Origin of the sequence: Rhodohalobacter halophilus (assembly GCF_001715195.1) — a bacterium.
Lineage (GTDB): Bacteria > Bacteroidota > Rhodothermia > Balneolales > Balneolaceae > Rhodohalobacter > Rhodohalobacter halophilus.
In genome coordinates this window covers 43,180-65,625 of sequence record NZ_MDWE01000011.1, presented here as the reverse complement: position 1 = coordinate 65,625, position 22,446 = coordinate 43,180, and the positions used below count along the sequence as shown (strand labels likewise).

General features: G+C 45.4%; 18 protein-coding genes, 1 tRNA gene and 1 pseudogene. 9 read left to right on the top strand and 11 right to left on the bottom strand.

What is annotated here, in order from left to right; genetic code table 11:
* Positions 1 to 241 precede the first annotated feature (241 nt).
* Positions 242 to 2,884 (top strand): pyruvate, phosphate dikinase, encoded by a 2,643-nt coding sequence (gene ppdK / locus BG260_RS03830; RefSeq protein ID WP_069130701.1) that lies wholly within the window; start codon positions 242 to 244, stop codon positions 2,882 to 2,884.
* An 87-nt stretch (positions 2,885 to 2,971) separates the two neighbouring features.
* On the opposite strand, the gene BG260_RS03825 is transcribed toward ppdK, so the two are convergent.
* A complete protein-coding gene (locus tag BG260_RS03825; RefSeq protein WP_069130617.1) occupies positions 2,972 to 3,670 on the bottom strand; it encodes a hypothetical protein in 699 nt (232 codons plus the stop codon).
* Positions 3,671 to 3,846: 176 nt separating this feature from the next.
* Between BG260_RS03825 and BG260_RS03820 the strand changes: the two genes are divergently transcribed.
* From BG260_RS03820 to BG260_RS03805, 4 genes are all read left to right on the top strand, one after another.
* On the top strand, positions 3,847 to 4,833 hold the full coding sequence (locus BG260_RS03820; protein ID WP_069130616.1) for a M28 family peptidase: 987 nt from the start codon (positions 3,847 to 3,849) through the stop codon (positions 4,831 to 4,833).
* A gap of 12 nt (positions 4,834 to 4,845) precedes the next feature.
* Positions 4,846 to 5,550 carry a pyridoxamine 5'-phosphate oxidase gene (pdxH, locus tag BG260_RS03815; RefSeq protein WP_176719426.1) on the top strand — a complete coding sequence of 235 codons (705 nt, stop codon included), beginning with the start codon at positions 4,846 to 4,848 and terminating at the stop codon, positions 5,548 to 5,550.
* A 23-nt stretch (positions 5,551 to 5,573) separates the two neighbouring features.
* Positions 5,574 to 6,941: a tRNA uridine-5-carboxymethylaminomethyl(34) synthesis GTPase MnmE gene (gene mnmE / locus BG260_RS03810; RefSeq protein WP_069130699.1), complete on the top strand. Its 1,368-nt coding sequence runs from the start codon at positions 5,574 to 5,576 to the stop codon at positions 6,939 to 6,941.
* Between the two features lie 111 nt (positions 6,942 to 7,052).
* On the top strand, positions 7,053 to 7,907 hold the full coding sequence (locus tag BG260_RS03805) for a phosphodiester glycosidase family protein (protein WP_069130615.1): 855 nt from the start codon (positions 7,053 to 7,055) through the stop codon (positions 7,905 to 7,907).
* A gap of 42 nt (positions 7,908 to 7,949) precedes the next feature.
* Here BG260_RS03805 and BG260_RS03800 read toward each other — a convergent pair whose 3' ends face one another.
* The 8 genes and pseudogenes from BG260_RS03800 to BG260_RS03765 all read right to left on the bottom strand — a co-directional run bounded on the left by BG260_RS03800 (position 7,950) and on the right by BG260_RS03765 (position 16,106).
* Positions 7,950 to 9,743: a hypothetical protein gene (locus tag BG260_RS03800; RefSeq protein ID WP_069130614.1), complete on the bottom strand. Its 1,794-nt coding sequence runs from the start codon at positions 9,741 to 9,743 to the stop codon at positions 7,950 to 7,952.
* Between the two features lie 96 nt (positions 9,744 to 9,839).
* Complete coding sequence (locus BG260_RS03795) at positions 9,840 to 10,412, bottom strand: flavodoxin family protein (RefSeq protein WP_069130613.1); 573 nt, start codon at positions 10,410 to 10,412, stop codon at positions 9,840 to 9,842.
* 83 nt (positions 10,413 to 10,495) lie between these two features.
* A complete protein-coding gene (locus BG260_RS03790) occupies positions 10,496 to 11,431 on the bottom strand; it encodes a hypothetical protein (RefSeq protein WP_069130612.1) in 936 nt (311 codons plus the stop codon).
* 35 nt (positions 11,432 to 11,466) lie between these two features.
* Positions 11,467 to 13,173: a DNA repair protein RecN gene (gene recN / locus BG260_RS03785; protein WP_069130611.1), complete on the bottom strand. Its 1,707-nt coding sequence runs from the start codon at positions 13,171 to 13,173 to the stop codon at positions 11,467 to 11,469.
* Between the two features lie 125 nt (positions 13,174 to 13,298).
* A pseudogene (locus BG260_RS03780) lies at positions 13,299 to 13,676 on the bottom strand (GxxExxY protein).
* 108 nt (positions 13,677 to 13,784) lie between these two features.
* Complete coding sequence (locus BG260_RS03775) at positions 13,785 to 15,266, bottom strand: lipopolysaccharide biosynthesis protein (protein ID WP_069130610.1); 1,482 nt, start codon at positions 15,264 to 15,266, stop codon at positions 13,785 to 13,787.
* 3 nt (positions 15,267 to 15,269) lie between these two features.
* Positions 15,270 to 15,704 (bottom strand): type II 3-dehydroquinate dehydratase, encoded by a 435-nt coding sequence (locus tag BG260_RS03770; RefSeq protein WP_069130609.1) that lies wholly within the window; start codon positions 15,702 to 15,704, stop codon positions 15,270 to 15,272.
* Positions 15,705 to 15,707: 3 nt separating this feature from the next.
* The gene (locus tag BG260_RS03765; protein ID WP_069130608.1) at positions 15,708 to 16,106 is read right to left on the bottom strand and encodes an HIT family protein; all 399 of its coding nucleotides are present in this window, start codon (positions 16,104 to 16,106) and stop codon (positions 15,708 to 15,710) included.
* Positions 16,107 to 16,306: 200 nt separating this feature from the next.
* Here BG260_RS03765 and BG260_RS03760 point away from each other — a divergent pair.
* From BG260_RS03760 to BG260_RS03745, 4 genes are all read left to right on the top strand, one after another.
* Positions 16,307 to 16,379 (top strand) — tRNA-Lys (locus BG260_RS03760).
* A 192-nt stretch (positions 16,380 to 16,571) separates the two neighbouring features.
* Positions 16,572 to 16,877, top strand: coding sequence for an FtsB family cell division protein (locus BG260_RS03755; protein WP_069130607.1), 306 nt, complete (start codon positions 16,572 to 16,574; stop codon positions 16,875 to 16,877).
* 62 nt (positions 16,878 to 16,939) lie between these two features.
* The gene (locus BG260_RS03750; RefSeq protein WP_069130606.1) at positions 16,940 to 17,890 is read left to right on the top strand and encodes an ROK family protein; all 951 of its coding nucleotides are present in this window, start codon (positions 16,940 to 16,942) and stop codon (positions 17,888 to 17,890) included.
* A gap of 13 nt (positions 17,891 to 17,903) precedes the next feature.
* Entirely contained in the window at positions 17,904 to 20,660 is a 2,757-nt protein-coding gene (locus BG260_RS03745; protein ID WP_069130605.1) for a putative LPS assembly protein LptD, read from the top strand.
* 12 nt (positions 20,661 to 20,672) lie between these two features.
* Here the strand turns inward: BG260_RS03745 and BG260_RS03740 are convergent, their stop codons facing one another.
* Together BG260_RS03740 and ribD are read right to left on the bottom strand one after the other, a co-directional pair.
* Positions 20,673 to 21,269, bottom strand: a complete 597-nt coding sequence (locus BG260_RS03740) for a riboflavin synthase (protein WP_069130604.1) — start codon at positions 21,267 to 21,269, stop codon at positions 20,673 to 20,675.
* Between the two features lie 4 nt (positions 21,270 to 21,273).
* Positions 21,274 to 22,392, bottom strand: a complete 1,119-nt coding sequence (gene ribD, locus BG260_RS03735; RefSeq protein ID WP_069130603.1) for a bifunctional diaminohydroxyphosphoribosylaminopyrimidine deaminase/5-amino-6-(5-phosphoribosylamino)uracil reductase RibD — start codon at positions 22,390 to 22,392, stop codon at positions 21,274 to 21,276.
* Positions 22,393 to 22,446: the final 54 nt, after the last annotated feature.

Sequence of the window (22,446 nt, the reverse complement as noted above, 5' to 3'; positions counted from 1 at the left end):
AGTCAGTCAGGCAGGAAAATAGTCAGCCGATCAGACCTAACCAAAAAAACCGTTTGTTTACCTGTGAACCATTGAATATTTGAATTCACAATTTGCCATAAACTGATTGTATGTTGATGTTTAGAGGAATTTTTTCAGTACTATTAATAAGGCTTTGAATGAATCGCATTTCACAACTACCATTTTCAAAGCCGTAAAAAAAAGAGAAGGTTTATTTAAAACATACAAATCGGAGGAAGAGATGGAAGTAGAGACGAAAGGAGCAAAAGTCTACACATTTGGAGCAGGAGACGCAGAAGGCGACCGTTCAATGAAGGCGCTGCTTGGTGGAAAGGGGGCAAATCTTGCTGAAATGTCGAGCATTGGGCTGCCGGTCCCGGCGGGATTCACAATTTCAACTGAAGCTTGTGATTACTTCTCCAAACACAACGGACGTTGGCCGCACGGGCTTAAAGAGAAAATTGCTGAAGGCGTGCAATATGTTGAAAATATCATGGATACGAAATTAGGAGACTCCGAGCATCCGTTGTTACTGTCTGTCCGGTCAGGTGCCGCGATCTCCATGCCGGGGATGATGGATACCGTGTTAAATCTCGGTTTAAATGACGACACTATGGAAGCGCTTGCACGGCATACCGGCAACGAGCGTTTTGCATACGACAGCTATCGGCGATTTATCGATATGTTTGGTGATGTTGTAATGGGGATCTCCCACAGCAAGTTTGAAAAAGCAATCGCTGAGATTAAAAAGAAAAAAGGCGTTGAAAATGATACCGACCTTGATATAGACGATCTCAAAGAGGTTGTTGACAGATATAAAGCCGTGTACCGAAAAGAGACCGGGCATATGTTCCCTGACGACCCTTACGAACAGCTTCAATTCGCTATCAATGCTGTGTTCAATTCGTGGGATAGTGAACGAGCAGTGAAGTACCGGCGAATTAATCAAATAACCGGCCTTCTTGGAACGGCTGTGAACGTACAGGCCATGGTTTTCGGAAATATGGGAGATGATTGCGCAACAGGCGTTTGCTTTACCCGAAATCCATCCACCGGAGAGAACAAACTGTATGGTGAATTTTTAATTAACGCCCAGGGAGAGGATGTGGTGGCGGGGATCAGAACTCCAAAAAATATAAGCGAGCTGCAGAAAGTGATGCCGGAAGCTTATGATGAACTGCTTACCCATTGCACCCGCCTTGAGGAGCATTATGGCAACATGCAGGATATTGAGTTCACCATCCAGAAGGGAACACTATACATCCTGCAAACACGCAATGGGAAACGAACCGGCACAGCAGCCGTGAAAATTGCCGTAGAAATGGTTGAGGAAGGTAAAATTGATAACCAAACGGCTGTCAAGTTGCTGGTCCAACCGAACCATCTTGACCAGTTACTTCACGCACAGATTGACTCTGACTCGATAGATGAAGAGTCTGTTCTGGGAAAAGGTCTGCCTGCGTCGCCCGGAGCCGCTGTCGGACATGTTGTTTTTAGCTCAGAGAAAGCGGAGGAGCTCGCCTCGGATGACTATCCCGTTATTTTAGTGAGAATTGAAACCAGTCCTGAAGATGTAGGCGGAATGGCCGCTGCAGAAGGAATTCTGACCTCCCGAGGCGGGATGACCAGCCACGCAGCCGTTGTTGCCCGCGGATGGGGAAAACCGTGTGTTGCAGGTTGCGGTGATATTGTGATCAATTATAAGAAAAAACAGTTCACCAACGGGTCTAAAACTATTAAAGAAGGTGACTGGATTTCCATTGATGGAACCCTCGGTGCAGTAATCGATGGAAAACATGAAGTTGTAAAACCTGAAATGGATGATGATTATTACACCTTTATGAACTGGGTGGATGAGTACAGGAATATGGGGGTTAGGGCAAATGCCGACAGTCCGGAAGATTCAGCAAGAGCCCGGGAATTTGGAGCTGAAGGAATCGGGCTTTGCCGAACCGAACATATGTTTTTTGGTGAGAAGCGAATCTCAGCAATTCGTAAAATGATCATCTCTGAAACGGATGAAGAGCGCCGGAAAGCTCTGATGACTCTTCTGCCTTACCAAAAGTCAGACTTCCGGAAAATCTTTAAGGTGATGGGAGGCTTGCCGGTAACCATACGCCTGCTCGATCCGCCACTTCATGAATTTCTACCCGAGGGAACTGATGAACAGAAAGAAGTAGCAGATAACCTGGGGATCGATCCTCAGAAGTTTGCCGATATCGTCCGATCGCTCAAGGAGTTCAACCCTATGCTTGGTCATCGCGGATGCCGTTTGGGGATCACCTACCCGGCGATCACCGAAATGCAGTCAAGGGCCATTCTTGAAGCTGCCGTTGAACTGAAACAGGAGGGAGTTGCTGTACTGCCGGAAATCATGGTTCCGTTGATTGGAACCCCGCAGGAGTTCCATAGCCAGAAGATGGTAATCGATGATGTAGCCAAAGAGGTTTTTGAACAAACAGGTGATAGCGTTGAGTATAAAGTGGGCACCATGATTGAGATCCCGCGTGCAACTCTTGTGGCCGATCAGATTGCGAAGGAGGCGGAATTCTTCTCATTCGGAACCAACGACCTCACACAAATGACATTTGGATACAGCCGGGATGATGCCGGTAAATTTCTAAAAATCTACCTTGAAGAGGGCATTCTGCAACACGATCCATTCCAGGTACTGGATACGGAGGGTGTTGGTCGCCTTGTAGAACTCGCAACCCAAAAAGGCCGCGAGGAAAACCCGGATCTTAAAATTGGAATTTGCGGTGAACATGGTGGGGAGCCGAAAAGTGTGGCTTTCTGCTACAAGCAAGGATTGAATTACGTATCCTGCTCTCCGTTCCGTGTGCCGGTGGCGCGCCTTGCAGCCGCTCAGGCAGCGCTGGAGTAATAACAGCTATAAATCAAATCGACAGTCACTTTTAAAGTGACTGTCGATTTTATCTTAATGCGGTTTAAAATCAATCAAAAGAAACTGCTACTGATTACTAATCCGGTAGCGAATAATCTCCTCTAATGGGATATCCTCTCCGCTCTCTGCTTGCAGGCGCTCAATCAAAGAAGTTGTTACTCCGATCCTCTGCATTCGAATAAGCTGCTCCATGGTAACATCGCGATAACCTAAATCGTGAATATTACTGGTATAGAACGCGGTTACTCCGGCGCGCCTGAGGTTAACAAGATCTTCTACAGTGGGCTCGTAACCCAGTTCAAGCATCATGGCGATAAATGCTGATGACGCATCGGCCTGAGCCAGGCTCACTGCTTCATCAAGGGTCAATTCGGTAAAACCAAGACCCCGGACATTTGATATATAGGTGGCGGTGACCCCTTTGCTACGTAAATCGCGGAGTTCGTCATGGCTCAAACCTGTATATCCCATCTCCACCATTCGGTTGTTCATTCGGTTTAAAAGATCTTCACTGGGTTGGGCTATGGATACAGTTTGGAAAAAGGATGAGAAGGGATTGAAGGAAAAGTTAGACACACCTCTCACCAGAAAAAATCCTACAACTAAAAAGACCAAAATGGCTAAATAATTTCTTTTGGGTTTGGGTAGCTCCGGCTCTTCCTCTTTCATGGAGGCGCGCTCTTCAGCCCGATTCAGATAATCATCCAGCGAGTCCGGACCCGAACTTCTCAGATTGTTTTTAAGGTTTTTTCTATCTCTGTTCATACCGGTTGTAATTCATGAAGTGGACGACCCGATTCATCTGAGCGATCAATGGTAGCTCTAAAGATGATTAAATGTACGGTGGGTGAAATTTTTGGTTACAAAACCAATCTCCTTCTTAATATTAGTTAAAATACCATATTTTCATATATCAACTTCTTTCAAAACCAATCAAATTTATGAATAGAACACTCAAAACTTCACGTTATTTTTTACCGGTATTACTGCTGGTACTTTTCGTTTCCTGCAACCGAGTAGATAAGCAGCCTGAACCATTCAATATCGTCGATTCAGAACAGGCTTTATCTGATCTGGAGTATCTGGCATCGGACGAACTGGAAGGACGTAAAACCAATACCGAAGGAAACCGGATGGCACAGGTCTATATCGAAGAGAGATTTGAAAGCCTTGGCCTGCAAAAATTTGGTGAAAGCTACCGCCACCTGTTTGATCATTCGAGCCCCAGATCTGAAGAGGAATTTGTGGATGCAGTAAACCTGATCGGCTATGTAGAAGGCAGCGTGAATCCGGATCGGCACATTGTTGTAACGGCTCACTACGACCACCTCGGGGTTCGGGATGGAGAGATCTATAACGGCGCGGATGATAACGCTTCAGGCACTGGCGGTTTAATGGCAGCAGCTCGCTACTTCACAAACGTTCAGCCGGAAAACAGCATTATTTTTATTGCGCTGGATGCCGAAGAGCAGGGCCTTGGCGGTGCCCGATATTTTGTTGACAATCCGGTTGTACCGCTCGAGCAGATAGTGATGAACGTGAACATGGATATGATCAGCAATAATTTTGATAACGAACTCTACGCGGTGGGAACCTACCACTATCCATTTTTGAAGCCGATCATTGAGGAATCTACAGCCGATGCTCCGATCAGTGTTTTGTTCGGGTACGACTCAGACGAATGGCCGCAAGACTGGACGATGGCTTCCGATCACGGACCATTTCACATGAAAGGCATTCCGTTTGTCTATTTCGGTGTTGAAGATCACCCTCACTACCATGCGCCAACGGATACCTACGAAAATACAAATCCGGAATTTTATCTGAATGCGGTTGAAACAATAATCGGCGTAATTGAGGATCTGGACACACGTTTGGATGAAGTAGCTGAAGCTTCCGAAGAGATGGAAGCCGAACCCGCAGAATAACACTTTTAGACTATGTTCAGCTTTTTTAAAAGATGGATTCCCGGCAGAGATGAGATATCAAAACCAAAGACTGCTGCCAGGCAGGCCGTGGAGATGTTGCGTCGCGAGTATACCGGAAAACCATTGCTGGAAGAGCACGTCAGTGAGGACCCAATTGAACAATTTTCTGCCTGGTTTGATGAAGCTGTAGATAAGATTATTACCGATCCCAACGCGATGATCGTGGCAACGGCGGATCAAGACGGAAAGCCATCCAGCCGAACCGTTTTGCTGAAAGGATTTGATGAAAACGGATTTGTTTTCTATACCAACTACCGCAGCCGGAAAGGCCGGCAGATTCTCGAGAACCCCTATGTTTCCATTACGTTTTATTGGCCTGAACTGATGAGGCAAATTCATATTGAAGGAGTAACGGAGAAAGTACCGGAAGAGCAGTCGGATGCATACTTTAGCAAGCGACCGGCTGCCAGTCAGCTCAGTGCTTTGGCTTCACCTCAAAGTGATGTTGTTGAATCCAGAGAAGCTCTCGAAAATCGCCTAAAAGAGATGGAGAAGAAATTTGGCGGCGGACCGATTCCAAGGCCGGAAAATTGGGGTGGTTTTCTTGTAAAACCAATACGGATTGAATTCTGGCAGGGTAGGCTGAACCGTCTGCACGATCGGATATGTTACGAAAAGGAAGGTCAGGAATGGAAGATTTCAAGATTATCACCCTAAAAGCATTTTAATCTATGTCTGAAATCAACCAACAACCACCCATTGCCGCCATCGCCACTCCCGTGGGAGAAGGGGGAATTGCCGTGATCCGCGTCTCCGGTAGAGGTGCGATTGAAAAAGTTCAGAGCTGCTTCAAGGGAAAGGAACTCACAAAGGCAGATTCCCATACGGTGCATTTTGGAAAAATCATCAAAAAAGATGACCGGGTTGTGGATGAGGTGTTGGCTACGGTTTTCCGATCACCCAAATCGTACACGGGTGAAGATACGGTTGAAATTTCGTGTCACGGCGGAGTGCTGGTAACACAGGCTGTCCTGGAAACCATATTAGAGCAAGGTGTTCGTTCGGCTGAACCGGGAGAGTTTACGCAGCGGGCATTTCTGAACGGTAAACTGGACCTGGATCAGGCCGAAGCCGTTGCCGATCTGATCCACGCCAAGAGCATCAAGGCGGTGGATGCGGCACATCAGCAGCTTGAAGGACGTTTGGGCAAGCATATCAAGGAGTTTCGTCAGCAGATTATTGATGCCACGGCCATGGTGGAACTGGAACTCGATTTTATTGAGGAAGATGTGGAGTTTGCCAATAAAGAACAGCTTCGGAAACTGCTTGTGGATGTAGATGAAGAGATTGGGCGCCTGCTCGATACCTACGAAACCGGCCGGCTTGTGAAAGATGGGGTGAAAACGGTTTTTATCGGTCGGCCTAATGCGGGAAAATCAACTCTGTTGAATACACTGGTCGGGAGCGACCGCGCGATTGTGACTGAAATTGCCGGCACCACACGCGACACGATTGATGCCGACTGGAGCTACGAGGGGCTGTTGTTCAAGCTGATCGACACGGCCGGCCTTCGTGAGACAGAAGATGTGATTGAAGCCGAAGGAGTAAAACGGTCTCAAAAAGCATTTGAACAGGCCGATCTGGTGGTCTACCTGAAGGATCTCTCGCTGCCGCTCGATTCGGAAGAGCGTGAAGAAATTACCAGATTTCAAAAGCGGGCTGTTTCGACACCATTTTTGTTAATTGGTACCAAGCTTGACCTGGAAGACTCTTCACATGAGGAGCGAATCGATTATGATCTGAAAATCTCCGCGCTGGAAGAGCAGAACATCGATGACCTCAAGAAACTGATGAAACAGCGGGCACTTGAAAACAAAGATTACGACACCTCCAGCCTGCTGGTCACATCTTCACGTCATCGCGACGCTCTGCAAAAAGCGAGGGAAAACGTGCAGCGAGCTATTCAGGCACTCGACCAGGGTATGACCGGCGATTTTCTCTCCATCGATCTGCGATCCGCACTCAAAGAGCTGGGAACCATTACCGGGGAGATCACAAATGAACACGTTTTAGACTCGATTTTCTCGCGTTTTTGTATTGGGAAATAATTAAAAATGAATGTCGGACCGCAGAATAGCGAACACCGAATTTCGAAGTTTTCAAACTTCGTCATTCGTTATTCAATATTGGACATTCTGCGGTTCAAACAACAAACATGTATGAAAACATTTCGCCACTCCCTTCTCGTCCTATTCATACTTTCAGCCATCTCTCTGCAGGATCTGCATGCACAAGATCGTCATCCCCTGCCGGCAGACACGCGCTCGTGGAGTACAGAAGTCATATCAGATGGGATCTATTGGGAAACATATCACGGGGATGATCTATTTGGTTCCACACAGAGCATCAACGTTATTCGTGTGGATATGAATGCGGCCGGTGTTGTGCCTGAATTTGTCTGGTCTGATTCAATTCTGATCAAAACCAGTGAATTTGCTGAAACAAACGGAGCCGTTGCTGCTATTAACGGATCATTTTTTGATGTGCAGAGAGGCGGTTCGGTCGTTTTTTTCAGGGTGGATGGAGAAATCCTGGCACAGGGAGCGGTAAACCGTCGGCTCTACTCCGAAAACGGTGGAATCGGGATAGACAGCAACGGCTCTGCCTATATCGTCGAACGTCCGGACGGGAGCTGGCTTGCGACCGATGCTCAAACCCTTCTAAGCTCCGGGCCTCTATTGATTCTGGATGGTGAGACCCGGTCGTTTAACAACGATCCGTTCAATCAAAACCGTCATCCGAGAACTGCCGTGGGTATTACGGAAAATGATCACCTACTGCTAGTTACCGTCGACGGGCGGTCGGGCGAGGCGCACGGGATGTCGATACCGGAACTGGCCGAACTGATGGCTTCACTCGGGGCACACTCCGCACTCAACCTTGATGGAGGCGGGTCGACCACAATGTGGCTTCAAGATTACGGAGTGGTCAGTTTCCCCAGTGATAATGGGCAATTTGACCACAGCGGTGAACGCGGCGTGGCCAATGCGCTTCTTTTGATTCCGGTGAATTGACAGGGTCGAACCTTCAAGGATTTGGAATCTATTAAAGGGTTGTTAAAATCCAATTTCGGCTGAAATCTGAAATCGAATGGCATCGACACTGCTGATCCGGTTGATTTCACGACGGTCGGAATAGGTCATCAATCGAATCCGAAGCTGATCGTTTGGCAGAAATGTGATTGAGCTGAATGCATTCAGCATCGTTGAGCTATGATGCCGGCGAAGTTCATCTACATATTGATTTTGGTTTACACCAATCTCAACTTCACCATTTTCAATCACTTCATAACGGTTATCATACTCTACAACCTGATTCACTTTTCTGATCTCACTTCGGTAATAGCCCATCACACCCAGTTCTGCATAAATGTGCTGGCCAAAAGATCTCCCGAAAATTATAGGCAGTTGTCCAGTAAACCGATAATTTGCGGGTTGAGTGATGTTTAAGGTTCGGTTATCTGATGAGTAGAGCTGGTCGTTCGTGGGCTCACCATCCTCTTCACGATAGGTGTAATTGCTATTTAGCCTCTGTTGAAGATCGGTATAAGACTCTTTATCAAGGTCAAAGTTTATCTGAAAACCTGATTTGAGCTGAAAATTATTTGACAATTTCCTACTGTATGAAGCACTAAACCGGTGCTGCCATAACTCAGAGCTGCCCGCTCCGCTGTTCAAAGTTGACTGTTCATTTTCAGAGATCCAAAATTGAAGTTCACCCTCATTATTTTCAAAATAGTTTTCAGATTCACTAAAGCGGTAGCCCGACGACCCAAAATCAAAATCCTGATCAGAGAAACTTACCCGATAATTCAGCCTGTAGATACTGTTTTCATCTCGACCGAACGTATAATCGGCGGTAGCATAAAGCGTTTGGCCGTTCCGTTCAAAACCTCCCCGTTCAAACCAGTCACTAAAATTCGTATAGTAGAAGTCATCCCCGTTCAGGTCATAATTTTCATAAGCCTGGTTGTAAATCTCACTTCCTTTCTGGTCAAATGCTCCTGTAAGATATCCAATACTGACCCCCACAGTTGATCGGTCACTTAACCCTGCATTGATTCCGGCTGAAAAATCCCAATGGCTGTAAATCACATCCCGCTGACGAGAGAACTCATTCGCTTGTGGAGGGATTGCAATGTCTGAAATATTGCCAAAATTTTCTGACACATGATTGCCGTTCCCGGAATAGTAATTATATCCCACTTTAAGTCCGATACTTAGATCTTCCGAAAATTCATATCCTGTATAGAATGAGGGGAAATGACCTTGTATCCGGTACTGATCGCGTTTACCGTCATATGGCGATGGTGACGGCAGTGCGGATCCTGTAGCCAGTTGATTATCATAATATGTATAGGGATTTGACCTGATTTGATAGAACGATTCACTCATACTCATGAGTTGATAAGTCAGTCCAAGCCTCCAGCCGGAATTTTCAATCGGATTCATAAAATAAGCGGCCAATAAAAATGGTTCTCTGATCGTTCGGTTCTCCTCAGTAGGCGTGATGATCCAAGCCGGTGTTATACAGTTCACACATCCGGAGTAGTAACTTTTCAGGGTTTCATCGGGAAGGGTTTTAAAGTCCGCGTAAAGGTAACTTCTCTCGTTGAGTTGATTTAGGTTTGCCGGATTTCTATTGATCTCAGATAGCGGGTGATCCGAAAACTGCCCGATTACATCACTAAACACCCCCATTTGATAGGGTGATACCTGAGAAGGCTGAAAGAAAAAGGGCTGGTTATCAAACGGAACAGAGTATTGCCGATCCGTCGGATATTGTTGCTGGGCAAATGTGCTGTATACTGAACTGAGTAATAACACAATCGACAAGATGGATGTTTTCATAACGGTAGTATTGAATTAACAGACACTTCAATTTGGTAAAAGAATCCTTAAAACAAAAATTCCCGCTCCGCAATAGCAGAATATTCCTTCATTAAATCATAAATCCATTTTTACCGTTAATTCGGCTACCCGCTGCCCCAAAGAAAACCCTTTTTCCAAAAAATGGGGTTCAATACTGCCCGTTTCTTTTGTGCTAAACGGCGGTTCACCCGTAACGGCAGACGCCCCGAACGGCTGTGTCCACTCAGGTCCGCCCACTACAAGCATTCCGAACACCAGCATACTCTGCAGAATGTTCATCTGAACGATCTCCTCTCCTGCTGATATTCCTCCGGCCGTCACAAAAGCCGCCCCAATTTTATCTTTTAACGGCTGACCTTCAAACGGCCAGGATGCGATAAACGCTGATATTTCAGGAGAAATATTAGCATTGTAGACCGGGCTTCCTACGATAATGGCACCCGCTTCGACAAGTTGGTCTGCCGAAACCTCGTCCACTGACAACAACAGAACCTCAACTCCCTCAAGAGAGCGAGCTCCCTCAGCAACAGACTGAGCCATCCGTTCGGTGTTGCCGGTCTCAGAATGGTACACAACCAATACTTGCTGTGCCTGTAATGACGATGCAACAAAAAAGAGCAGAATAGATAAAATAGTCAGTCGAATCATGGTTTAGTATTAAATGCCACGAAGTCTCAAAAACTGAAGTAGCACAAAGTTTACAAGATCATTCTTTCGAATCGGTGCTTCAATTACAAAACGACAAACTCATTACATACTAAGACCGGCTCACTATCTATTTCACCTACAATATTCAAGAATAGGTCCGTGGGATATAATCCCTCATTTGTCTCCTCAATAAGAGGCTGCAGTAGTGAATTTTGAATTGCAACCCAGTACTCAACTCCATTTTCCCTCACTTCAAACTCATTTTGAAATAAGTTTTTCACCTCCTCCTGATGACCAAGCTGTGTTAACCATATATCGATCATTGATTTCCTCTCTTCAGGCATTTCACGAACTCGACCGGTAAACTCTACTCTTGGCCGAAATGGATCTATATTCGCAAATATTGTTGGATCTGTATTAGATACATCCGTCAAATTGGTTGAAGTTACATTCTCAATTGTATTGATTTGATATCTAAACCAATTCCTTGGCCAGCCCTGTTCAATCAGGTAGCTATCTATGCCATGAAAAGCAACGCTGTAAAGCCTACCCTCGCTGTCTAATTCAATAGAGTAATTTCTACCCTCAAAACTGTAAAATGTACCTCCGGTTACCTCTACCAAACTTGAATCTGAAGCAGTACCAATACGTTCAAAAACATCTTCCTTATTCATCCCAAGTTTCAGCCCCCCGAACAACTCTTCTCTTTCATCGTAGCCTGTTAGCTGAACTCCATGTGCATATTCATTTCTAAAAGGCGGAAAAGTGAAACCAACGTACGTTCCTGACTCTTCATCTAACAAGTAGAACTTACGTACTGTCCCATCGTCCGATTTTAAAACCTGCAACTCTTCTAATCCGTCAGCATCCTCAATCAAAGATTCAGATAGTCCATATCGAAACTCTCCAATTGCAGAAATACTTGGATGGTTTTGAGAATTAGCCTCACAAAATAGCCCTGAAAATATGAGTACTAATGCTAAGCCAATGATTATTTTTAAAGCAAATCTGCCATCCATAATCTTACACGTTTTCCTTTTCACTTTTCAAAATATCAATTCCTCATCCCGCTCCTTTCAATCAGTTCTTTCGCACTGCTGAGTGCCGAGTCTGTTATCTCCTCACCGCTCATCAATCCGGCCACTTCGCGGATATGCTCTTCTTCAGAAAGAGATACAATTTTCGTGATCGTTCTCTCCCGCTCTTCCACCTTTTCCACCTTGTAGTGCTTGTGCGCCTGACTCGCAATCTGCGGCTGATGCGTGATCGCCACAATCTGGCAATACTCAGACAGTTTCCGCATCTCGCGGCCTACTTTCTCAGAGATGTGCCCGCTGATTCCCGTATCGATCTCATCAAAAATCATCACAGGCAGGTGGTGCTCCTTCGCCAGAATCGACTTCAGCGACAGCATCACCCTGCTGATCTCACCACCCGATGCTATCTTAGCCAACGGTTTTGGCGACTCTCCCTTGTTTGTTGAAATGTAGAACGTCACCTCATCACAGCCGTCAGGTGTACACTCAACCGCAGTTCCGTCAACTTTCAGCCAGCCGGATGCTGATGTCATCCATTCCACGCTCACCTGAAAACGGCCGTGTTCGATACCCAGATTTTTGAGAGCATCAGCAATATCGGCCGAAAGTTGGCTGCCAACCTGAACTCTGATCTTATGCAAATCCATCGCTTTCTCTTTTAACACCTCTGCATGATCTGCAATTTTCTTCTCAATCCGCTCAATCTCCAGATCAAAATTTTCGGCAACATTCAGCTCAGCCTTGATCTCATTGTAATACTTGATCAATTCCGGAATATCGCGCTGATACTTCTTCTGAAGCCGATTTAACTCTGATTGCCGCTGCCGCAGAGTCTCCAATCGTTTCGGATTAAACTCAATCCCTTCACGATATCTCTCGGCAAACTGAACGGCCTCCTGAATGCTGATACGGGCGGTGGTCACCTCCTCCAGGTAGGTTTGAAACTCCGGCTCAATCCGGCTCATATCCTCCAGGTGCATCTTGATGGTATTGAGCAGCTCCATCAAGCTGATATCGTCTCCGCTGCCAATCTCGGCAATAGCCGCCGCCTTTTGATCGAGATCCTCCGCATTATCCAGAAGGTTCATCTCCGCCTCCAGCTCCTCCTCTTCGTGAGCGTCCAGTTCGGCAGCCTCCAGTTCCTTCACCTGAAACTGATAGAGCTCCATCTTTTCATTCAGATCCTGCTCCCGGCGTTTCAAATCCCGAAGCTCCTTCTGCAGATCCGACATTTTCTTATACTCGGTTCGATACGCTTTCAGTACCGGTTGAACCGAATCAAACTGATCAATCACCCCCTGATGATTCTCCTCTTTCAATAACATCTGATGATCGTGCTGACCGTGCAGGTCCACAAGCTGATCTCCCACCTCTTTCAGAACCGAGATATTAACCGGCGTATCGTTGATAAAGGCGCGACTTCCGGTCTGACGAATTTCACGCCTCAGGATAAGCTCCTTCGACACTTCCACTGCACTCTCTTCCAAAAGTTCAAAAAGTTGTTCATTCTCCCCGACAAAAATAGTGGCTTCAGCGATCGCCTTTTGGGCTCCCTGACGAATGACTTCCGTATCCGCCCGCTCACCCAAAATCATATTCAGCGCGCCAATAATAATCGATTTACCCGCGCCGGTCTGACCGGTCATGATATTGAGCCCTTTCTCAAACTGAACATCCAGTTCGTCAATCAGTGCAAAATCTTTGATGTAGAGGGATTTGATCATTTCTTTCAGAATTTTGATTTACAATAGCTAAATCCAACTGTTTAAAATAAAAAATAAGTCGGCCGGATCATCATATCCGTTTCTCGCAGATAAGCGCAGATTATTTTCGCTGATTCGCGCAAAAGTTACAGATTATTTACAATGCGCGTCATTGATTTATTCAAATTAGTAGAATTAAAATTTATTAAAAGGCCAAGTTTTAGCTGATTTAACTTCAGATAGGTGAGTAACTGTTTATGGTGAACATCAAGCAGAGCATCTACTGACTTTATTTCTACTATCACTTTTTTATTCACCAATAAATCCAACCTAAATCCGTGCTCCATTTTTATATCATCATATACAATCGGTAATGCGACCTGAGTTCAAACCTCGATTTCTTGTTTCCTTAATTCATGAGCCAATGCAGTTTCATAAACAGACTCCAGCAATCCCGGCCCCAAAGTGGAATGTACCTTAAAAGCTGCTCCCCTAATTTCATATGAAAGTTCATTTTCGTGCATTATCTCAGCTTGATTTTTTTTATTATCTGCGAAACATCTGCGGTAGAATTCGCGAAAATCTGCGAGAAAATAACTCTGCACTTATATGGAACTGTAAATTGTGATTCCTTACAAAGAATCCGTTTTAGAGCTCGGGAGCAGTGCTTTCATATAAATAACTATAACCACCGTCCCAACTATGGCAATGAGTGCCTTCGAAAGCAGCCACCCATTGTTGATTAGATCCATGACAATCGGTTCAGCAAAAACCAGTGCCGCCATTACCGCCATCAACCCAAAACTCTCCGGTAGGCGATATGGTACATCCATCACCTTTTTGCTGTAGACTCCGAGTGTGACCGCCATCGCCCCGTAGCTGAGCAGTGTAGCCACCGCAGAGCCGGTCATCCCGAAGTAGGGAATCAAAATCAGGTTGGCAATAATTGTAATCGCCGCACCCATCAGAGTGATTTTATAAAATACCCGGGTTTTCTCCTTGATAAATACCCCGGATGAAAAGTTGATATACCAGCCGTGAAACCAGTATGCCAAGAGAAGGAACGGCACAATCTCCAGCCCGCCCCAGTAGGCGCTGTCGATCAACGTAGCTTCGGTGCCGGGAATGGGAATCGCTACGATCTGCTCTTTCAATAGTGCCACTCCCAGAAAGAGCAGTGCCGAAAACGCGTTGTACCAGATAAACGCCTGACCAAACAGCTCGCGCGACTCCCCATCCTTGGCGTGACGCATAAAAAACGGCTGCCATGCCATCCGGTACATCTGAACGAGCAGGAGCATAAATACGGCGAGCTTATAACAGGCATTGTAGATCCCGACAATATCTTCCGGTGTTGTCCCTACACCATAAAGCCGCTCTGCGTTGGCAGGATCCATACTATTGAGCAGAAAGCGATCCAGCATCTCATTGACTACGAACCCAATCCCAGAAGGCACAAACGGCCAGCCAAACTCAAATGCGGTGCTCATCCACTTCTTGCTGAACGAACCCTTCAACAGATCTGCGGTAAACATCCAGACCAAAACGGTCATGATGAACGAGCCGGCTAAATTCGCGAAAAAGACCGCCTCAATTCCCCAACCCAGCGATAGTATCAAATAGAAGTTAAGAGCCAGATTGATCAGCACATTCAGCGTCTTCAAAACCGCAAACAGATAGGCTCTTCGGGTCAGTCGAAGTTCGGCCATGGGCACAATCGAAAGCGTATCAAACCAGAGAATTCCGAGCATCATCAAAAAGATGACGGACGTCTCTTCTCCCAAATTCAACATCGGCATAAGAGCCGGCATGGAGAGGTATAGAACCAAACAGAGAAGAGAAGCAAAAATCAGAAGCCCGGTTTGAAGCGTTTTAAAAACCGAAGCAGCCTCTTTTCGATTTTCAGCATAGCGCAGATAGGCTGACTCCATTCCAAACGTAAACACCACATTCAGAAAAGCGATGGCCGCGTACACCAAACCGATCACCCCATACTGCGCCGTATTAAAAACCCCGGTGTGAAGCGGAACCAGCAGATAGTTGATAAACCGCGCCAGCACACTGCTGATGCCGTAGATAAGAGTATCGGAAAAGAGTTCCTTAAGTTTCTGCACGGGTTATTTTTTTGCGAGAATTTTCAACGCCGCTTCCACACCCAAAAGATAGCTGTCCACACCAAACCCGGTAATGATTCCATTCATCGCTTTTCCGGTAATGGATCGCTCACGAAACTCCTCTCGTGCATGAATGTTCGACAGGTGTACTTCCACTTTGGGAATCTCAAGAAGTTCCAGTGCATCGTGAATGGCAACCGAAGAGTGGGTAAATCCGCCCCAGTTTGCAATCAGTGCGTCAACAGTTCCATTTCTTGCCTTCTGTATGGCATCGATCAGCTCTCCTTCGTGATTACTTTGAACAAACTTAAACTCAATTTCGGGAAAGCTTTCCTTTAGTCTCTGCTCAATATCGGAGAGTGTTTCTGATCCATATACACCCGGATCGCGTTTTCCGAGAAGATTTAGATTTGGCCCATTCAACACAAGAAATTCCATCCCTCAAATCTCCACAGTTTTTGAAATCAACTCAGCCAGCTCTTTCATTCTCTTTTCCGAAACATTCACTTTTCGTTTCAAAGAAACTTCCTGGCTCTCTTTATAGATCGGCACCAGGTGGATATGAGCGTGAGGTACTTCCAGCCCTTCTACAATCACTCCTGTTCTGATCGGTTTCACTGCGTTGTCCAAACCTGCAGCCACTTTTTTCGCAAAAACCATCGTCTCACCCAAAAGGTCATCAGGCAGGTCAAAAACATAGTCGATCTCTTTTTTGGGGACTACTAATGTATGCCCTTCCGCAATCGGGTTGATATCAAGAAAAGCAATGTGCGATTCGTTCTCCGCAATTTTATGACACGGAATTTCTCCGTTGATTATCTTTGTAAAGATCGTAGCCATGACAAAAGTAAATTTAAACGATTGAGAATAACTTCATGTTCAGTTTATACAAATGTAACAACTTCATACCACAAATTAAGAGTAGTTCTCAGGTTACTTACAAGCTTACTGTTATCGAAAACATTTTTTGAAAAACTTCTGAAATAGGTTTGATTTTTTCTCTATCGAATCCTTATCTTTTGAGTCTTGAAACATTTGCTGAATCGGTAGCTCAGTTGGTAGAGCAACGGCCTTTTAAGCCGTGGGTCGAGGGTTCGAGCCCCTCCCGATTCACGACTCTTTTATGAGTTACTCACATTTTTAATGACTCTCTCTTGATTAACCTCAGTCGGCTGATACCCGGCTGGGGTTATTTTTTTGCACTCATTTCTTCCACTGATGTTCAACAATTATCGGATGTAATCTTCAATCTTTTGTATCAGTCGGATATTTAACCTAATTTCGAGTGAATAATCATCTGATGCTATGGACACCCAAAAGTTTAATCCACTTCGCTGGAAACGCTCCTACCTGATAGGAGCACTGATTGCTTTTATCGCCATCTGGTTTCTCTTTATCGATACCTACAGCCTTTATACACGGGTTGACCTCAACTTTAAAAAGGATGAACTGATTCAGAAAACGGACGAGCTACAACAGCAAACCCGTGAACTTGAAGAGAAAATCCAAGAGCTTGAAAATAATCCGGACCTGCTGGAAAAAATCGCCCGAGAGGAGTATGGCATGAGAAAACCCGACGAAAAAGTTTACCGCATAAAATCGGACGATTAATCCAATCCTTTGCTCATTTTTCACTATTTTCGGGCTTTCCTATCCATTTAAAATGAGATTCTATGATATCGATCGGTATTGATCTGGGCGGCACCAACATCAAGGCGGCCCTGGTTGATCAAAAGACGGGCTTTATTGAAACAACTTCCATTCCAACACAAGCAGACTTAGGTAAAGAGCATGTATTTGATCGCGTTGCCATGGCCGTTAAAAAACTACTCGAGGAGCATGATGTAGAACCGATCGGAATTGGCATGGGACTGCCGGGGATGGTCAGCCTCGATCGCAAAACCGTAAAAAATCCACCCAATCTTACCGGATGGAAAGTTGAAAACGTGGCCGGCGAAATTAAAAAACGAACCGGCTATAACTGCGTAATCGAAAATGATGCTAACCTCGCAGCACTTGGGTCGGCTTTTTTTGGTGCCGGTGAATCGTTTGGAAGTTTTATAATGGTCACGCTTGGAACGGGAGTTGGCGGTGGAATTATTATTGATCAGAAAATCTATCGCGGTGTACACGGAATGGCCGGCGAACTTGGTCATGTGATTATCAACTACCACGGCCCGCTCTCAAACAGCAACACTCGTGGTGGCATTGAAGCTTACCTTGGCCAACGGTTTTTAAGCCGTTTTGCCGCCGATACCATCCGGCAAAATCCGGATAACCCCCTCTATTCAAAATTCCACAAAAATTTTGATAAGCTTGAGCCCGCTGACCTGTATGATGCAGCAGAAACCGGAAATGAGCTTGGTATTGACATTTTACGGCAAGCCGGTGAAAAACTGGGGTATGCTATTGTTAACTACGTGCACATTCTCGACATCAATAAGATTGTGGTGAGTGGCGGTGTTGCCAAAGCAGGTAAGTGGATTCTCGGTCCTGCAGAAGAAACCGCCAAAAAATACCTTATGCCTCCGTTTCGCGAAGGTTTTGAAATTGTTTATGAATCGTTGGGTAATGATGCAGCCCTGCTTGGAGCTGCAAGCCTTGCGTTCGAAGAACTCTGTTGATTAGACTTTATGCATGCAAAATCGCCTTTTCAGAAATCGTAAATCATATCTTTTGGTACTTTTCTGCCTGCTCGGACTTACCGTGTGGAGCAGTGCATCTGCACAGGTTGTAAGCGACTCACTGCGTCCGGCTGCTAGAGACACCATCCCATCGGCACTTCAAGATACTTTACGATCTACAGAAATTGATACGATTCCTCCCCCTGAACAGATTCAAGAACAAACACCCCAAACCCCTCAAACCAGACAAGCCGACAGAAAATCGGCACCCGATGCCGTGAACTTTCAGGCTAGGGATTCACTGACGTTTAATTTCAGGAATCAGCGTATTGCAAATCTCTACGGCTCGAGTAATGTAAAACATACAAATGGCGAATTAAGCGCCGGCACTATTGAACTCAACCTGAATATGAATCAGGTTGAGGCGAGAACTGATACACCCAACGACACTCTATCGTACCCTATTCTGCGCAGGCAGGATGATGAAATGCGAAGCACCCGAATTCTTTTTAATTACGAAACGGAGAAGGGCAAATTTGAGGTGGCTGAACTTCAGATGGATGATGGCTATTTAATTGGAACAAAAGTCAAAAATGTCTCCCGTAATGAGGTTTTTATCGAAGAGGGCATTTACTCAACCTGTCCGCCCGACCACATGTACTATTACATACAGGCCGATCGGATGAAAGTGGTGGATGAGGAAGAGGTCTTCTTTACCAACGCTAGGCTCTTCATCCTCGACATCCCCTACCCTCTGGTTTTTCCATTCGGGTATGTGCCTGCGGGAATCGAGAGCCGCCGTTCCGGACTTTTGGAACCTACCTATGTCTACCAAAACACATCCACACGAGGAATAGGCCTGCAGAATCTGGGGTGGTTTCAATATTTTAATGACTATATCACAGCTCAAACATCTTTTGATCTCTTCACCTCGGGCACTTTTTTCAATGAGTCCAGAATGCAGTACAGAAGCACCGGCCAGTTCAATGGCAATATTGTTCTCGGTTATTCAAGAGAACAGGGGCTTGAACCTACGGACCCCGGGTTTTCTGAAACGATCAATAAGCGGTTATCGATCTCACATGACCAGCAGCTTTCGCCATATGCAAATTTAACGGCAAACATCAATTTACGGACGTCCAACTATTTCCAGAGAAACTCTTTTGACCCGAACGACAGAGCAAGCACCAGTTCCACATCTCGTATTTCCTACCGATACAGCCATCCGGAGGGAGCATTCAATTTCAGTACAACAGCCAATCTGAATCAGCAATTTACCAATAATCAAACCCGATTGACCGGTCCGGAATTCACCTTTTCTGCCCGTCAGTTCTCTCCTTTTAAGTCAGATCAACCCGGACTACAGGATGAGAAATGGTATGAAAGAATTACGGTAAACTATCGGAACAATTTTAAGTCGGAGTTTAACTTTACACCAATCGATGCAGATTCAGCCGAAATAAATTGGTTTGATGCCCTGCTCGACCCATCAAAGTACAGAGAGGCAACAGGAAACGACGATCACCTGCAATTGGGATTTATTCAGCGGGTCGGGATATCTGCCGGGCAGCTCATCCCCAGCCAATTCCTGAACGTAAGTGCCAACTTTAACTTAAACGAATACTGGTTCCCGTCATCTATCAGAAAAGAGTGGAATGACGATGAGAATCAAATTGAGACCAATCGGGTGAGAGGGTTTGCTTCCGCAAGGGATTTTTCAACCAGTTTAAACTTTAGCACAACCTTTTACGGAATCTCGCAAATGAATGTGGGAAATTTTGAAGGGCTTCGCCATACCGTTCGCCCAAATGTGAGTTTTAGCTACAGCCCGGACTTCTCCGACCCGATGTGGGGAGTTTATCGGGAAGTTCAATCAGATTCATTGGGCAATACACAGGAGTACTCCATTTTTGAGGATGAGATCTTTTCCGGCCCCGGCCGAGGTGAACAGATGACCATGTCGTTCGGGATTACCAATATTTTTGAAACTAAGCAGGTTAAACGAGACTCTACCGGGGAGGTTCGTTCCAATAACCTTCGGCTGATCGATAACTTGTCTGTGAATTCCGGATACAATTTTGCCGCCGACAGTCTAAACTTTCAGCGGGTAAATATGTCGCTCTCCTCACGTGTAGTGGATGGTTTAAGAATTTCGGCTAATGCTTCCTATTCTATGTACACCCGGAATGAAACCGGCCGCGAGATTAACACATTCATCTGGGAAGACTCAAACAAATTCCTGCAGCCGTTAAGCTACAGTCTTAATCTCTCTACCAGCTTTAGCGGGGGGAGCAGGGGGCCGAGAATAACAACACCGCCCTATCGCCCTTACGACCCGCTGGACCAAACCTTCTTCAGTCCTGTTGATCAGCGGTTTAATATGCAGCCTGTTCAGCGAGCAGATACGCCCTGGAGTGTTGGCCTGGATTTTAGCTATCGCTGGACCTATCAATTTGGCCAAGACGCCAGAAAGAGTGCGGTTCTGAATGCCAATAACATTCAGTTTAATCTGACACCAAAATGGAGAGTGAGTACGCGCATCGGTTACGATTTCATCGAAAAAGAGTTAACCCCATCACAGTTCAGCCTGCAAAGAGATATGATTTGCTGGAATCTCTCCTTTCAGTTCAATCCGTTCGGAGACTTTCAGTACTACTTTTTCCGGCTCTCACTATCCAGTTCACAAATTCAGGGGCTTTTCCAGAAGCTCCCACTGTTGAATAATCTGGAGAGAAGCTCATCTCCAAGCGGCCGAAATCCGCGATTTTAATGACACAAGCCGTTAACTGTTTTCACGATTTCGAAGATACTGGACAATATATTTTCCAAAGATATCGAACTCCAGGTTCACTCTATCACCAACCTTTCTACCTTTGAGGTTTGTCTCTTCCCATGTATAAGGGATAATTGCCACAGTAAACTGATTGCCCTCATTCCTGGCAATGGTTAGGCTTATTCCATCTAACGAAATACTCCCTCTGCCAACTATGTAGTCTCTGTGCTCTTCAGGGTATTCAATCGTCAACAGCAGATCAGCACCATCTTTCTCAATTTTTTTAATTGTGCCGGTTGTATCAACATGTCCCTGAACAATGTGCCCCTCAACTGCTTTATCAAGCGTTAAAGACCGTTCCAGGTTAACAGAACTCCCTTCGTCCAGGTCGCCTAAATTTGTTTTTCGAAGTGTCTCTTCAACACTTTGAACATGAAATGCTTTTTCATTGTGTGATACTACGGTATGGCATACACCATTTATCGCGATACTCTCATCTACGTGTACATCATTCGCAAATGAACATTCAATAGCAATTTCCTGGCCGCCTCTTATTTTTTTAAGTTCTGTTATATTTCCAACTTCTGAAACGATTCCTGTAAACATAAATCTATATATTTGCTGTTAATAACATGTCACAACCGGACTTCTGCCAGCTGTAACTTCTAAATTCACGAATATCTTCCATTCTATTGATTCCGAGGTCAATCAATGATTTAGATCCCCCTCCCAACAATTTTGGAGCGATAAAGAGCTGCAATCGATCAACGAGATTTTGCTTCATCAGGGCACTGGAGAGCTGTTGACCTCCCTCAACCAATACAGAATGTATACCCATTTTATACAATCTCGAAAAGGCTTCTCGAAGATCTATATGTCCATCTTCTATTCCCGTAACAACCACTTGCCCTCTGAAATAATTGGATTTCAGCATCTTCAGCATCGGATCAACATCCTCTTCTGCCTTCTTCTTGTTGTGAGTGATGATAATTGTCTTCTCTTCAAATGAATCTGAAAAAAGATTCAGGTTTTTTGGCAGCTCGTATGGGCCGTCTAATACTATTCGTTTTGGCTGGCGACCTTCTACATGCCGTACAGTTAGCTGAGGATTATCATACAATGCTGTGTTCCGCCCAACCATAACGGCATCATCCTCACTTCTCCATCGGTGAACCATCTGCCTCGACTCTTTACAGGAAATCCAGGAAGAGTCTCCATTGGGAGCTGCCACATAGCCATCAGCAGTTTGTGCAATCTTAAGCGTAACAAATGGCATGGATGTTTCCAGGGCGTGAATCCATTTCTCATTTAATTTCTCTGCTTCATTCTTCAGTATCCCGGTTTCAACTTGTATGCCATTCTCTCTTAATATATCCAGTCCACCTCCATTCACCTCAGGGTTTGGATCTTTCATGGCTACAACAACCCGCTCAATGGGTAGTTTCGCTAGCATGGGTGCACAAGGCGGAGTCTTCCCCTGATGCGAACATGGTTCAAGTGTTACATAGACAGTCGCATCCTTCAGTTTCGATTCATCCTTTACGGATCGAACTGCATTCACCTCAGCGTGTGCTTTTCCATAGCGCTCGTGATACCCCTCACCGATCACATCCCCTTCTTTGGATACAATAACACACCCGACCATAGGGTTCGGAGAAACATAACCCAGTCCTTTCACCGCTAAACTTAGGGCGCGCTGCATCCATACATTGTCATTCTGATCGGACATGAGACAAATCGTTTCTTCTTAGGTAGAAGTAATAAATTACCAATAAAAAAAGGG

Coding starts and splice junctions, on each gene's coding strand:
- ppdK (WP_069130701.1), top strand. CDS start 242: ATGGAAGTAGAGACGAAAGGAGCAAAAGTCTACACATTTGGAGCAGGA.
- BG260_RS03825 (WP_069130617.1), bottom strand. CDS start 3,670: ATGAACAGAGATAGAAAAAACCTTAAAAACAATCTGAGAAGTTCGGGT.
- BG260_RS03820 (WP_069130616.1), top strand. CDS start 3,847: ATGAATAGAACACTCAAAACTTCACGTTATTTTTTACCGGTATTACTG.
- pdxH (WP_176719426.1), top strand. CDS start 4,846: ATGTTCAGCTTTTTTAAAAGATGGATTCCCGGCAGAGATGAGATATCA.
- BG260_RS03805 (WP_069130615.1), top strand. CDS start 7,053: ATGAAAACATTTCGCCACTCCCTTCTCGTCCTATTCATACTTTCAGCC.
- BG260_RS03800 (WP_069130614.1), bottom strand. CDS start 9,743: ATGAAAACATCCATCTTGTCGATTGTGTTATTACTCAGTTCAGTATAC.
- BG260_RS03795 (WP_069130613.1), bottom strand. CDS start 10,412: ATGATTCGACTGACTATTTTATCTATTCTGCTCTTTTTTGTTGCATCG.
- BG260_RS03790 (WP_069130612.1), bottom strand. CDS start 11,431: ATGGATGGCAGATTTGCTTTAAAAATAATCATTGGCTTAGCATTAGTA.
- recN (WP_069130611.1), bottom strand. CDS start 13,173: ATGATCAAATCCCTCTACATCAAAGATTTTGCACTGATTGACGAACTG.
- BG260_RS03770 (WP_069130609.1), bottom strand. CDS start 15,704: ATGGAATTTCTTGTGTTGAATGGGCCAAATCTAAATCTTCTCGGAAAA.
- BG260_RS03765 (WP_069130608.1), bottom strand. CDS start 16,106: ATGGCTACGATCTTTACAAAGATAATCAACGGAGAAATTCCGTGTCAT.
- BG260_RS03755 (WP_069130607.1), top strand. CDS start 16,572: ATGGACACCCAAAAGTTTAATCCACTTCGCTGGAAACGCTCCTACCTG.
- BG260_RS03750 (WP_069130606.1), top strand. CDS start 16,940: ATGATATCGATCGGTATTGATCTGGGCGGCACCAACATCAAGGCGGCC.
- BG260_RS03745 (WP_069130605.1), top strand. CDS start 17,904: ATGCAAAATCGCCTTTTCAGAAATCGTAAATCATATCTTTTGGTACTT.
- BG260_RS03740 (WP_069130604.1), bottom strand. CDS start 21,269: ATGTTTACAGGAATCGTTTCAGAAGTTGGAAATATAACAGAACTTAAA.
- ribD (WP_069130603.1), bottom strand. CDS start 22,392: ATGTCCGATCAGAATGACAATGTATGGATGCAGCGCGCCCTAAGTTTA.